Raw genomic sequence first — 12,278 nt, 5'->3', positions numbered from 1 at the left:
GCGACATGGTGCCGCGTACTCGCGGCACCATGTCGCACATTGTTGGGAATTACCGCGGGTCGTGGTGGATCCGGCCGCCCAGCTCGCGTAGTGGCCGGCCCTCACCGCCCCAGCGGGTGCGGACGATCTCCGCGGCGATCGAGACGGCCGTCTCCTCCGGCGTCCGGGCGCCCAGGTCGAGCCCGATCGGGCTGGCGAGCCGGGCGAGCTCGGCGTCGGTGAGCCCGGCGGTCCGCAGCCGGTCCTGCCGCTCGTCGTGGGTCCGTCGCGAGCCCATGGCGCCGACGTACCCGAGGGGTAGTCGGAGCGCGACCTCCAGCAGGGGACCGTCGAACTTCGGGTCGTGGGTGAGCACGCAGACCACGGTGCGCTCGTCGGTCCGGCCCGCTGCGGCCTCGGCGGCGAGGTAGGTGTGCGGCCAGGCGACGACGACCTCGTCCGCGTCGGGGAAGCGTGCGTCGGTGGTGAAGAGCGGCCGGGCGTCGCAGACCGTGACGCGGTAGCCGAGGAACCCGCCCATCCGGGCCACCGCGGCGGCGAAGTCGCTGGCCCCGAAGACCAGCATCCGCGGCCGGGGCGCCAGCACGGCCGCGAAGACCCGCAGCCCGGTCCCGCGGCGCTCGCCGTCCGGTCCGTAGGTCAGCGACCGACTGTGGCCGGCGGCGAGCAGCCCGCGGACGTCGTCGGTCACGGCGGCGTCGATCCGCTCGCCGCCCAGCGTGCCCTCCGAGCCGACCTCGGTGACCACCAGCCGGCGGCCGACCCGGGCGGCGTCCGGGTGCTCGAGGACCGTCGCGACGGCCACCGGCCGGCCTGCGGTCACGTCGGCGGCCAACGCCGCCAGGCCGGGGAAGGAGTCGAGCGAGACTGCCTCGATCAAGACGTCCAGGGTGCCGCCGCAGGGGAGTCCGACCGCGGTGGCGTCAGCGTCGCTGACTCCGTAGCGGCGCAGCTGCGGCACGCCGTCGGCGACGACCGTCTCGGCGACCGCGTGCACGTCGGCCTCCACGCAACCGCCGGACACCGAGCCGACGACCGACCCGTCGGGACCGACCAGCATCACCGCTCCGGGCGCTCGGGGCGCCGACTGCCAGGTGTCGACCACCGTGGCCAGCCCGACCGTCTGCCCAGACCGCCACCAGGTCAGCAGCTGGTCCAGCACCTCGCGCACCCGCTCAGCCTGCCAGCCCGGGGGGCAGGTCGTCGTCGCGGCCGGAGGTGAGATCGCCACACTCGACCTCGACCAAGCCGGCCGCACGCAGGTAGTCCGCCGCGCCCCGGTCGCCGGACAGCCCCACGAGCAGTGGCGCGAGGTGCGTCCGACCCAGCAGCACGGGGTGTCCGGGCCGGCCCTGGTACACCGCCCGGGCGAGCACCTGCGGCGTCACCGGAGCCGCGTCGAGCAGCCGGACCACCACCGCGGCCGTGACGTCCGGCAGGTCGACCAGGTGCACCAGCACGGCTGTCCCGGCCCCGGACAGCATCGCCTGCAGCCCCGCCCGCAGCGAGCCCGCCATCCCGTCGGCCCAGTCAGGATTCTCCACGACGCGGACGGCCCCCTCACCCTCGAGCAGGAACCCGTCGAGCAGGACCCGTGCCGGGCCGGCCTGGCAGCCCAGGACCACGACCACGGCGTCGCAGCCGCCCTCTCGCAGCACCCGGACGCCCCGGACCAGCCACGGCGTGCCGTCGGCGTACCGGCGCAGCGCCTTGGGGCCACCCGCCCGGCGACCGGCGCCGGCGGCGAGCAGCACGCCGGTCACGGACCCCGCCACCGAGACTGCCGCCACCGCTCAGTCGGTGTCAGGCCGCAGCTGAGCGAGCACAGCCTCGTGCAGCCGTCCGTTGCTGGCGTACGCCCCGGCGCCGAGCGGTCCCGGCCGGCCGTCGACGTCGGTGAACGCGCCCCCGGCCTCGGTGACGATGATCGAGCACGCCGCCATGTCGTGCAGGGCCAGCTCGGGCTCGCAGGCGATGTCGACCGCACCTTCGGCGAGCAGCATGTAGGACCAGAAGTCCCCGTACGCGCGGGTCCGCCAGCAGGTCCGCAGCAGGTCGACGAACTCCTGGCCCTGGCCGGCGTCGACCCACTCCGACACCTCGGCGTAGCTGAGCGACGCGTCCTCGAGCGCCGCCACGTCCGAGACGTGGCACGCCGCCGGTGACATCAGCGACTTGCCGGCGTACGCGCCACCGCCCAGGCTGGCCCACCAGCGACGGTTGAGCGCGGGAGCACTGACCACCCCGACGACGACCTCGTCGTTGACCATCAGCGAGATCAGCGTCGCCCAGACCGGCACACCGCGGACGAAGTTCTTCGTCCCGTCGATCGGGTCGACGACCCAGCGCCGCGGACCCCAGCCGGTGTCCGCCATTTCCTCACCGTGCACGGCGTCGCGCGGCCGGGCCCGGCCGAGGGTGCGCCGGATCGCCTCCTCGACGGCGGTGTCGGCATCGGAGACCGGGGTCAGGTCCGGCTTCGCGCTCACCCGCAGGTCGAGGGCCTTGAACCGGCTCATGGTGATCGAGTCGGCGTCGTCGGCGAGCAGATGAGCCAGCCGCAGGTCGTCGGTCAGGTTGCGGTGCAGCGCATCGTCAGGGGGCACGACCGCCAACCTACTGGCCTGAGTCGAGCATCCGCCGGAACGACTCCAGCCGGTCCGCGCCGAGGTCGCCTTGAGCCACCGCCACGTCGAGCGCACACTCCGGGGCCCCGGTCTCGTGGCTGCAGCCGCGCGGGCAGGTGGCCGCGATGGCGGCGAGGTCGGCGAACGCGGCGATCAGGCTCTCCCGGGTCACGTGGCTGAGCCCGAACGACCGGACACCGGGGGTGTCGATCACCCAGCCGCCGTCCGCCGCTCCCTCCTCGGTGGCGCCGTCGAGCGGCGGCAGCCGCAGGGCGATGGCCGAGCTGGAGGTGTGCCGGCCGCGGCCGGTGACCTCGTTGACCGCACCGGTGCCGCGGTGGGCGTCGGGGATGAGGGCGTTCACCAGCGTGGACTTGCCGACGCCGGAGTGGCCGACGAACACGCTCCTCCGGCCGCTCAGGACCTGCCGCATCGCGGTCAGGTCGGAGCCGGGGGAGACGGTCTGGACGGGCACCCCGAGCGGCGCGTACTGGGCCACCAGCTCCTCGGGGCCGGCGAGGTCGGCTTTGGTCAGGCAGAGCAGCGGGTCGATCCCGGCGTCGAAGCCAGCGACCAGGATCCGGTCGATCATGCCGGTCCGCGGCGGCGGGTCGGCGAGCGCGGTGACGATCACCAGTTGGTCGGCGTTCGCGACGATGGGCCGCTCGTACGGGTCGTCGTCGTCGGCGGTCCGACGCAGCACGGTGGTCCGCTCCTCGACCGCGACGATCCGGGCCAGCGTGCCCTCCTCGCCGCTGGTGTCGCCCACCAGCCGTACCCGGTCCCCGACGATCACCCCGGTCCGGCCGAGCTGACGCGCCTTGGTGGCGGTGACGTCCCGTTCCTCCTCAGGCCCGGCGACCAGCACCCGGAAGCGGCCCCGGTCGACGGTGATGATCATGCCGATCTCGGCGGTGGAATAGTCGGGACGGTCCTTGGTCCGCGGCTTGGTGTGCCGGCGGGGCCGCTCGAACGCGTCGTTCTCGTCGGTGCGAAAGCTGCGGGACGTCATGCGCGAGGGTCGAGCCAAGGCGCCGGAGCGGTCTCGCTGCGGGTCACCGAGTCCTCGATCATCCTTGTCCAGAGCTCCACGAACTCGGGCATGGTCTTGGCGGTGCAGCTGACGTCGTCCAGCTCGACCTCGGGCACCACCAGGCCGAGCAGGGCGCCGGCCTGGGCCATCCGGTGGTCGGCGTAGGTGCGCCAGGACGCGCCGCCGAGCAGCTTGGGGTGGATGGTCAGCCCGTCCTGCTCCTGGGTGACCCCGACCCCGACGGCGGACAGCTCGGCGTCCAGAGCGGCCAGCCGGTCGGTCTCGTGGCCCCGGATGTGCCCGACGCCGTGCAGGTGGCTCGTGCTGTCGGCGAGCGCGGCCACGGCGGCGACGACCGGCGTGAGCTCGCTGGCCCGTCGCAGGTCCAGCTCGACCCCGTGCAGGTGGTCGGTGCCGCGGACGGTCAGCGCGTCCTGGAACCAGGTCACCTCGGCGCCGAAGGACTGCAGGATGCCGCGGATGTCGTCGCCCGGCTGCACGGTCTGCGCCGGCCACCGCGGCACGGTGACCATCCCGCCGGTGATCGCGGCGGCGGCCAGGAACGGAGCGGCGTTGGACAGGTCCGGCTCGACCACGACGTCCCGGGCCGCCAGGGCGCCCGGCTCCACCCGCCACCGGTCAGGCTCGGTCTCGTCGACGTCGACGCCGCGCTCGCGCAGCATCTGGGTGGTCATGGCGATGTGCGGCAGGGACGGCACCGGGGGACCGGCGTGCCGCAGCTCCAGACCGCCGCTCAGCCGGGCGCCCACGAGCAGCAGGGCCGAGACGTACTGGCTCGAGGTGGAGGCGTCGATGGTCACCGCACCGCCCCGCAGGTCCGGGGCTCCGTGCACGGTGAACGGCAGGTGCGGGCCGCGCTCGACCACGACCTCGACGCCGAGAGCGGTCAACGCGTCGAGCAGCGGAGCCATCGGCCGGACCTCTGCCTGCGGGTCGCCGACGAAGCGGACCGGACCGTCCGCCAGGGCCGCCAGCGCGGGCACGAAGCGCATCACGGTGCCGGCCAGGCCGCAGTCGATGGTGACGCCACCGCGGAACGTCTCCGGTGGGCTGACCTGCCAGTGGTCCTCGGTCTCCACGATCGTGACGCCGAGGGCACGCAGCGCGTCCCGCATCAGCGCGGTGTCCCGGGCCTCGAGGCCGCCCGTGATCACCGAGGGCCGGTCAGCCAGCGCCGCCAGCACCAGGGCGCGGTTGGTCTCGGACTTCGAGCCGGGCACGCTCACCGTGGCGTGGATGGGAACGGGCGCCAGGGGCGCGGTCCACGAGGAGTTCGGCACCCGCCGAGTCTACGGGCGCGTGCCGGTCCGGTACGCGGTCAGTTCTCGCCGAGGGAGATGTTCTTCTTGACCTTGGCGCTGCGCTTCGCGACGACCTTGGCCTGCTGGGCGCCCTTCTTCTTCGCGATCTCGGCCTGCTTCACCGCCTGCTTCTTGGCGATCTCGGCCTGCTTGGCGGCCTCGCGGCGGGCGATCTTGGCCTGCTCGGCCGCCACCTCCTGAGCCGCCTTGAACTGCTTGGTGGCTTCCTTCTTGGCCTTCCGGCCGCTGGCGACCGCCGCCCCGACCAGGGCAGCGCCACCGGCGAGTGCGGTGTCGGTGAGCTGGCTGGTGTTCTTGCTCACCGTGTCGGCCAGGTCGCCGGCGTTCTTGCTGAGCGCGCTCTGGCTGCGGCCGGACTTCTTGGCCAGCTTCTTACGGGCCTTGCGGGTGTCGCTGGCCAGGCTCTGGCCGCCCTTCTGGGCCCGCCAGACCAGGCTCGGCTTGCCCTCGGTGTCGCCGGCGGCCAGCAGCACACCGCCAAGGAGGCTGAGGTTCTTGGAGAAGTGCACCCGGTCAGAGGCTTTCTGCTCAGCGTCGTCGCGGGTCCAGAACGGGTACTTGGCCAGCGTGCTGGGGACGAGCGAAGCGGCGAGGACCAGGGCGCCGAGCCGGCGCCCCTTGCCCGTGGCGAGGGCGAGTCCGCCGAAGATCTGCGCGGCGCCGTTGATCCGGACCAGGGTCTTGGTGTCCTCGGGAACGACGCTGGCGACCTGGGCGGGCGCGTACTGCTTCACCAGCGGCAGCAGTCGGTCGGCTACCGGCTGCGCGGCGGGCACCAACGTGTCCGGGTGCCGGACGGCGTTCACACCGCTCGAGACGAAGTAGGAGGCCAGCAGGGTCCGGGAGGCGGCGCGTAGCAACGTCATGGGACATTCCTACCGCGCCGGTCTGTCCGCGCCAAGCCCGACCCCCACCACGGTCGGACCCGGGTCGATCAGAGCAGGTAGCCTGCGCCACATGTGCGGCCGCTACGCCTCCACCGCCTCGCCGGCCCAGCTCGCGCAGGAGTTCGAGGTGGACGACATCTTCGACGACCTGCCGGGGCCGGACTACAACGTGGCGCCCACGGTGGCGGTCCCCGCGGTCTTCGAGCGGCGGGTGAAGGACACCGGCGAGGTCCGCCGTCGGCTGGCCCCGCTGGTCTGGGGACTGGTGCCCTCCTGGGCCAAGGACGCCAAGGTCGGATCCCGGATGATCAACGCCCGGGTCGAGACCGTCGCCGACAAGTCCGCCTACGCCAAGGCGTTCCGGTCCCGGCGCTGCCTGCTGCCCGCCGCCGGCTTCTACGAGTGGTACAGCCCCGACGTCGCTGAGCCGCTGCCCGGCCGCAAGCCCGCCAAGGTGGCCAAGCAGCCGTTCTTCCTGCACCGCAGGGACGGGGGCCCGCTGGTGATGGCCGGCATCTACGAGATCTGGCGCGACCCCACCAAGGACCGGGACGACGACACGGCCTGGCTGCGTACCTGCTCGGTGATCACCACCACCGCCACCGACGCCGCGGGTCACCTCCACGACCGGATGCCCATGGTCGTACCCCGGGAGGCGATCGACCGCTGGCTCGACCCGGGCCTGACCGATCCCGAGCAGGTGCTGGCGCTGCTGGCCGTCAGTGAGGCGGGCGCCCTGGAGGCGTACGCGGTCTCCACCGCGGTGAACAGCGTGCAGAACAACGACCCGTCCCTCCTGGAGCCGCTGGCCGAGCACGACCCGCCGGCCGAGGTCACCGACGACCAGGAGCGGCTGCTCTGACCACCGAGGTCCTCCAGCGCGACACCGGGCAGGGTCCGGGGCGGTTGCTGATCGACCACGGGGAGCAGCCGCGGGCGGTGCTGCTGCTCGGCCACGGCGCCGGCGGCGGACCGCAGGCGCCCGACCTCGCCCTGCTCGCCCGCCGGCTGCCGCCGTTCGGCGTGACGGTGGTCCGGGTGGAGCAGCCGTGGCGGCTGGCCGGGCGCAAGGTCGCCGTCCGGCCACCGCTGCTGGACGAGGCCTGGCTCGAGCTGGTCGCCGCACCGCCTTGGGGTGACCTGCCCGGGGTCAGTGGTGGCCGCAGCTCCGGTGCCCGGGTGGCGTGCCGGACCGCGGCCGTGACCGGAGTCGTGGGCGTGGTCTGCCTCGCCTTCCCGCTGCACCTGCCCGGCCGACCGGAGCGCTCCCGGGTCGCGGAGCTGCTCGCGCCGACGGTCCCGCGGCTGGTGCTGCAGGGCAGCCGCGACACCTTCGGGGGCACCGAGGAGGTACGGGCGGCCGTGGCGGGCGCGCCGGGCGTCCAGCTGGTCGAGCTACCGGGCGCCGACCACAGCTTTGGGCTGCCCCGGACGTCCGCTTTCACCCCGGCTGACCTGCGGGAACGGCTGGTCGCCGAGGTGTTGGCCTTCCTCGGCCGCGTGGTCCCTGTGATGAGTGGTCGGGAATAGCGGTCCCACGCTCGTGTTGTACGGGCATGGCGCTCTCCTCCACCTTGGCTGGCCGGCCGCTCACGTCAGCGTCGCCGGTACTCTCGTACGTGATGAGCATCCCGACGACGGCCGCCCCGCTGGCCGACCCCCGCGAGACCGAGACCCCCGCCGAGCGCGACCTGCGGTTTGAGACCGACGCGCTGCAGTACCTCGACCAGCTGTACGCCGCGGCGATGCGGATGACCCGCAACCCGGCCGACGCCGAGGACGTGGTGCAGGAGACCTTCGCCAAGGCGTACGCGTCGTTCCACCAGTTCACCCCGGGCACGAACCTCAAGGCCTGGCTGTACCGGATCCTGACCAACACCTACATCAACTCCTATCGCAAGAAGCAGCGCGAGCCCCAGCTCTCCGACGGCGAGAACGTCGAGGACTGGCAGCTCGCCCGGGCGGAGTCGCACACCTCCAGCGGGCTCAAGTCCGCCGAGACGGTGGCGCTGGAGAACTTGCCCGACTCCGACGTCAAGGAGGCCCTGCAGCAGCTGAGCCCGGACTTCCGGCTGGCCGTCTTCCTGGCTGACGTCGAAGGCTTCTCCTACAAGGAGATCGCCGAGATCATGGGCACACCGATCGGTACGGTGATGTCGAGGCTGAACCGGGGCCGCAACCAGCTGCGAAAGTTGTTGAGCGACTACGCGCGCGAGCGCGGGCTCGTGCGTCAGGGGGCAGAGAAGTGAATGACCACATGACCAGCGGGGCTCCGTCGACCGACTGCGAGCACATGCTGGACCGCGTCTACCAGTTCCTCGACCACGAGCTCGACACGGCGAGCAGCGACGAGATCCGTCAGCACCTCGTCGCCTGCGAGCCCTGCCTGGACCGCTACGACGTCGAGCAGGCGGTGAAGGCGCTGGTCAACCGTTGCTGCGGCGGCGACAAGGCGCCCAACGAGCTGCGGTCCAAGGTCATGACGCGGCTCTCGGTCGCCCGGCAGGCCGCGCACGACGCCTCGGACTGAACGGGACCCAAAGCGAGAACCCCCTGCGGATGATCCGCAGGGGGTTCGGTCTTGCTGGTCGAGGCCGACGCCTCAGGCGTTGGGGCGCTTGCCGTGGTTCGCGCCCTTCTTCCTACGGGCGCGACGCTTGCGGCCGGTCTTTCCCATCTGCGTCCCTCCTTCCGGTCGTTCGAGCCCGACCAGTCTGCCACACGTCGGACCGGTGACCGTCAGCGAATCGGCTGGTGGAGGTCCAGCACCGGGACGACGCCCGGGTCGTCGACGTCGGCGAAGTAGTCCGACTGGGCGGTGACGTCGGTCCCGTTGCCGACCTTCAGCGCCCGGAGGATGACGGTGGCCACGACCAGCACGACCAGGTTGATCGCCAGCGCGGTCAGGCCGATGTAGCCGGCCCGGCCGAGCCCGGGGACGATGGCGAGGGAGTTGCCGAAGGCCCGGGTGGTGCAGGCGGTGCAGCCGCCGTACGCGGTCACGGTGCCGTAGATCATGCCGACGGCCCAGCCGCCGAGAAGCGCCCAGCGGTGGAACCAGCGGGTGAACAGCCCGAAGACCAGCGACGGCAGGGTCTGCAGGATCCAGACCCCGCCGAGCAGCTGGAAGTTGAGCGCGTTCTGCTTGTCCAGCAGCAGCACGAAGAGCAGCGCGCCGACCTTGGTGATCAGCGAGACGATCTTGGACACCTTGGCCTGCTGCTTGTCGTCGGCGTCCGGCTTGAGGTAGGCCCGGTAGATGTTGCGGGTGAACAGGTTCGCCGCGGCGATCGACATGATGGCCGCCGGCACGAGCGCCCCGACCGCGATGGCCCCGAACGCGACCCCGGTGAACCAGCTGGGGAAGTGGTCCTCGAAGAGCTGAGGGATGACCAGCTGGGGGTTGGGCTTGCCGTCCAGCCCGATAGGCTTCGTCTCGGCCTTGATGGCGATGTAGCCGAGCAGGGCCAGCAGGCCGAGCAGCAGCGAGTACGCCGGCAGGATCGCGGCGTTCCGGCGACCGGTGTTGCGGTCCTTCGAGCTCAGCGCGGCCGTGACCGAGTGCGGGTACATGAACAGCGCCATCGCCGAGCCCAGCGCCAGCGAGGCGTACGCCCAGTGGGTGGCCTGGCCGGGGATGAAGGTGCCGGTCGGGACGGCCGGGTTGGTCGGTGAGGGGGCCGCCATCTTGGCCTGGGCCGCGTCGAAGATGCTGCCCCAGCCGCCGAACAGGCCGGGCAGGTGGATGATCGCGACGGCGATCACGATGTAGATCAGCAGGTCCTTGACCACCGCGATCATCGCCGGCGCGCGCAGACCGGAGGAGTAGGTGTACGCCGCGAGCACCGCGAAGGCGATCAGCAGCGGTAGGTCGCGGGCCAGCACGCTGGTGCCGCCGAGACCCATCACCTCCAGGATCGCCTGGATGCCCACCAGCTGCAGCGCGATGTAGGGCATCGTGGCCAGGATGCCGGTCACCGCGACGGCCAGGCTGAGGCTGCGGGTGCCGTAGCGGCCCTGGACGATGTCGGCGGTGGTGATGTAGCCGTGCCGGTGCGAGACCGACCACATCCGGCCGAGGAAGAAGAAGATCACTGGATAGAGCACGATCGTGTACGGCACGGCAAAGAAGCCAGACACCGCACCGGTCGCCCACATCGCGGCAGGGACGGCGATGAACGTGTAGGCGGTGTAGAGGTCACCGCCGAGCAGGAACCAGGTGGTCAAGGTGCCGAAGCTCTTGCCGCCCAGACCCCACTCGTGCAGCGACTCGAGGTTGGCGGGTCGGCGCCAGCGCGCGGCCATGAAGCCCATCACGGTGACCGCCACGAAGATGATGATCACCACGACCAGGGCGACGACGTCGACGTTCATCGTTGGCCTCCCGCGTCACGCGAGCCGGCGTCGTGCTGGCCGGACCGGCGGGCGTAGGCGGCGGCTTCTCGCTTGAGCAGCCAGTAGCTGAGCCCGCAGCAGGCGGCGGCGATGAACACCCACAGCAGCTGGTACCAGTAGAAGAAGGGGAAGCCGAACAACCGCGGCTCGATCTGGTCGTAGGAGGAGACCAGCAGCGGCACGACGATCGCCGCCAGCAGGATCACCGCCACCACGGCCTTGGTCGGGGTGACCCGCCACCGTGGATCTGGGCCTCCCGGTGGGGTCGTCCCTGGTCGTGCGGGCGTCGCGTGAGCCATTGCCGTTCTCCTCCCGACCGGCCGCCTCGGTGGGGCCGCACAGCACGTTAGCGTGCGCCTGCGGCCGTGGGTGACCACCACGGGCCTCGGCGTGGCACGGCGGGGCCGGCGCTCACAGATAGGGTGTGGACATGCCGTCGATGTCTGAGATCATCGCCGAGCACACCGAGCTCACCGAGGCCGACCACCGCTGGCTCAAGCTGCTGGTCTCGGAATGGCAGCTGCTGGCCGACCTGTCGTTCTCCGACCTCGTGCTGTGGGTGCCTGACCGGGACGAGAACGTCTTCTGGGCGGTGGCCCAGATCCGCCCCAACACCGGGCCCACCGCCCTGATGGACGACGTGGTCGGCGACCTCATCGCCTACTCACCCGAGCACCTGGTCTCCGAGGCCTTCGGCGGCGGACTGATCACCCAGACCAGCGCGGCCAAGCTGCAGGCGGGGATGCCGGTGGACACCCACGCGATCCCGGTCAAGCTCGCCGAGCGGGTGATCGCGGTCGTCGAGCAGCACACCAGCCAGCTGGGCGTCCGCGCCCCGAGCTCGCTCGAGATCGCCTACTCCGGCACCGGCGCCGTCCTGGCCCAGATGGTCACGGTCGGGGCGTTTCCGCTGCCGGCCGACACCACCAACCTCGCGTTCTCCCCGCGGGTGGGAGACGGCTTCATCCGGGTCGACGTGAACGGTGACGTGGAGTACGCCAGCCCGAACGCGCTCAGTGCCTACCGCCGGCTGGGGCTGATCGGCGACCTGGTCGATGAGCACCTGCCGAGCCTGACCGCGGCGCTGGCCCCGACGGGTCCGGGCCCGGTCGACGAGTCGGTCACCACGATCCTCGGCGGCCGGATCGCCCGGAGGACCGAGGTCGTCTCCGGCGACGCACACCTGACGGTCCGGGTGCTGCCGCTGCTGGATGGCCGGGAACGGGTCGGGGCGATCGTGCTGTGCCGCGACGTCAGCGACCTACGCAGCAAGGAGCGTCAGCTCGTCACCAAGGACGCGACCATCCGCGAGATCCACCACCGGGTCAAGAACAACCTGCAGACGGTGGCGGCGCTGCTGCGGATGCAGGCCCGCCGGATGGAGTCTCCCGAGGCCAAGGTGGCCCTCAACGACGCCATGTCGCGGGTCGCCTCGATCGCGATCGTGCACGAGACCTTGTCCCAGGCGTTCGACGAGACCGTCGAGTTCGACCGGGTCGCCGACGGCCTGCTGAAGATGGTCGGCGACGTCTCCTCCACCGGTGCCGGCGTCTCGGCCGTCCGGGTCGGTACGTTCGGGGTGGTCTCGGCCGACATGGCGACCGGCTTGTCGATGGTGGTCACCGAGCTCTGCCAGAACGCCGTGGAGCACGGGCTGGCCGGCCGGCCGGGAGAGGTGCGGGTGCTGCCGAGCCGGCGCGACGGCCAGCTGCGGGTCGAGATCAGCGACGACGGCGGCGGCCTGCCTGAGGGCTTCGACTGGCGGGCGTCGCGCAGCCTCGGGCTCTCGATCGTCAACACCTTGATCGAGGAGATGGAGGGGTGCTTCATCATCGGCGCCCGGATCGACGCGCCCGGCACCCGGGCCGTGTTCGAGATCCCGGTTTAGTCTGCTTTAGTCTGCCCTCCGCTCCGCTCGGGAGCGGACCGCGCTTTGGCCCTCCGTCGACGTCGTCGCCGGTGAACGAAAAGCGTGTTCACCGGCTCCTCCTTT

At 71.8% G+C, this 12,278-nt stretch carries 14 protein-coding genes; 5 read left to right on the top strand and 9 right to left on the bottom strand.

What is annotated here, in order from left to right:
- Positions 1–49: 49 nt before the first annotated feature.
- From ACFE76_RS13420 to ACFE76_RS13395, 6 genes are read right to left on the bottom strand one after another with little or no spacing between them, the layout of a single operon-like run.
- Positions 50–1,171 carry an XdhC family protein gene (locus ACFE76_RS13420; RefSeq protein WP_375432265.1) on the bottom strand — a complete coding sequence of 374 codons (1,122 nt, stop codon included), beginning with the start codon at positions 1,169–1,171 and terminating at the stop codon, positions 50–52.
- Between the two features lie 4 nt (positions 1,172–1,175).
- On the bottom strand, positions 1,176–1,790 hold the full coding sequence (locus ACFE76_RS13415; protein WP_375432264.1) for an NTP transferase domain-containing protein: 615 nt from the start codon (positions 1,788–1,790) through the stop codon (positions 1,176–1,178).
- Between the two features lie 3 nt (positions 1,791–1,793).
- Complete coding sequence (locus tag ACFE76_RS13410) at positions 1,794–2,606, bottom strand: inositol monophosphatase family protein (RefSeq protein WP_375432263.1); 813 nt, start codon at positions 2,604–2,606, stop codon at positions 1,794–1,796.
- 10 nt (positions 2,607–2,616) lie between these two features.
- Positions 2,617–3,639: a ribosome small subunit-dependent GTPase A gene (gene rsgA, locus ACFE76_RS13405; protein ID WP_375432262.1), complete on the bottom strand. Its 1,023-nt coding sequence runs from the start codon at positions 3,637–3,639 to the stop codon at positions 2,617–2,619.
- Positions 3,636–4,961 (bottom strand): 3-phosphoshikimate 1-carboxyvinyltransferase, encoded by a 1,326-nt coding sequence (gene aroA, locus ACFE76_RS13400; RefSeq protein ID WP_375432261.1) that lies wholly within the window; start codon positions 4,959–4,961, stop codon positions 3,636–3,638. The genes rsgA and aroA overlap by 4 nt, the downstream gene beginning before the upstream one ends.
- Before the next feature lie 38 nt (positions 4,962–4,999).
- Positions 5,000–5,869, bottom strand: coding sequence for a DoxX family membrane protein (locus ACFE76_RS13395; RefSeq protein ID WP_375432260.1), 870 nt, complete (start codon positions 5,867–5,869; stop codon positions 5,000–5,002).
- Positions 5,870–5,960: 91 nt separating this feature from the next.
- On the opposite strand from ACFE76_RS13395, the gene ACFE76_RS13390 reads away from it, so the two are divergent.
- The 4 genes from ACFE76_RS13390 (at position 5,961) to rsrA (ending at position 8,420) form a co-directional block, all read left to right on the top strand.
- The gene (locus ACFE76_RS13390) at positions 5,961–6,752 is read left to right on the top strand and encodes an SOS response-associated peptidase (RefSeq protein WP_375432259.1); all 792 of its coding nucleotides are present in this window, start codon (positions 5,961–5,963) and stop codon (positions 6,750–6,752) included.
- 44 nt (positions 6,753–6,796) lie between these two features.
- Positions 6,797–7,420 carry an alpha/beta family hydrolase gene (locus ACFE76_RS13385; RefSeq protein WP_375432258.1) on the top strand — a complete coding sequence of 208 codons (624 nt, stop codon included), beginning with the start codon at positions 6,797–6,799 and terminating at the stop codon, positions 7,418–7,420.
- Between the two features lie 92 nt (positions 7,421–7,512).
- Positions 7,513–8,139, top strand: a complete 627-nt coding sequence (locus ACFE76_RS13380; RefSeq protein ID WP_375432257.1) for a sigma-70 family RNA polymerase sigma factor — start codon at positions 7,513–7,515, stop codon at positions 8,137–8,139.
- 8 nt (positions 8,140–8,147) lie between these two features.
- Complete coding sequence (gene rsrA / locus ACFE76_RS13375; protein WP_375432256.1) at positions 8,148–8,420, top strand: mycothiol system anti-sigma-R factor; 273 nt, start codon at positions 8,148–8,150, stop codon at positions 8,418–8,420.
- Positions 8,421–8,492: 72 nt separating this feature from the next.
- On the opposite strand, the gene ACFE76_RS13370 is transcribed toward rsrA, so the two are convergent.
- From ACFE76_RS13370 to ACFE76_RS13360, 3 genes are all read right to left on the bottom strand, one after another.
- Positions 8,493–8,567: a 50S ribosomal protein bL37 gene (locus ACFE76_RS13370; protein ID WP_369797015.1), complete on the bottom strand. Its 75-nt coding sequence runs from the start codon at positions 8,565–8,567 to the stop codon at positions 8,493–8,495.
- A 62-nt stretch (positions 8,568–8,629) separates the two neighbouring features.
- Positions 8,630–10,264, bottom strand: a complete 1,635-nt coding sequence (mctP, locus tag ACFE76_RS13365; RefSeq protein WP_375432255.1) for a monocarboxylate uptake permease MctP — start codon at positions 10,262–10,264, stop codon at positions 8,630–8,632.
- Positions 10,261–10,584, bottom strand: a complete 324-nt coding sequence (locus ACFE76_RS13360; RefSeq protein WP_375432254.1) for a DUF3311 domain-containing protein — start codon at positions 10,582–10,584, stop codon at positions 10,261–10,263. Before ACFE76_RS13360 ends, mctP begins: the two co-directional genes overlap by 4 nt.
- 131 nt (positions 10,585–10,715) lie before the next feature.
- Between ACFE76_RS13360 and ACFE76_RS13355 the strand changes: the two genes are divergently transcribed.
- Complete coding sequence (locus tag ACFE76_RS13355) at positions 10,716–12,173, top strand: sensor histidine kinase (protein ID WP_375432253.1); 1,458 nt, start codon at positions 10,716–10,718, stop codon at positions 12,171–12,173.
- The last annotated feature ends 105 nt before the right edge of the window (positions 12,174–12,278 follow it).

Source organism: uncultured Friedmanniella sp. (assembly GCF_964244005.1).
GTDB lineage: Bacteria > Actinomycetota > Actinomycetes > Propionibacteriales > Propionibacteriaceae > Microlunatus.
The sequence above is the reverse complement of the archived record's forward strand: the minus strand, read 5'-3'. Positions and strand labels throughout refer to the sequence as shown.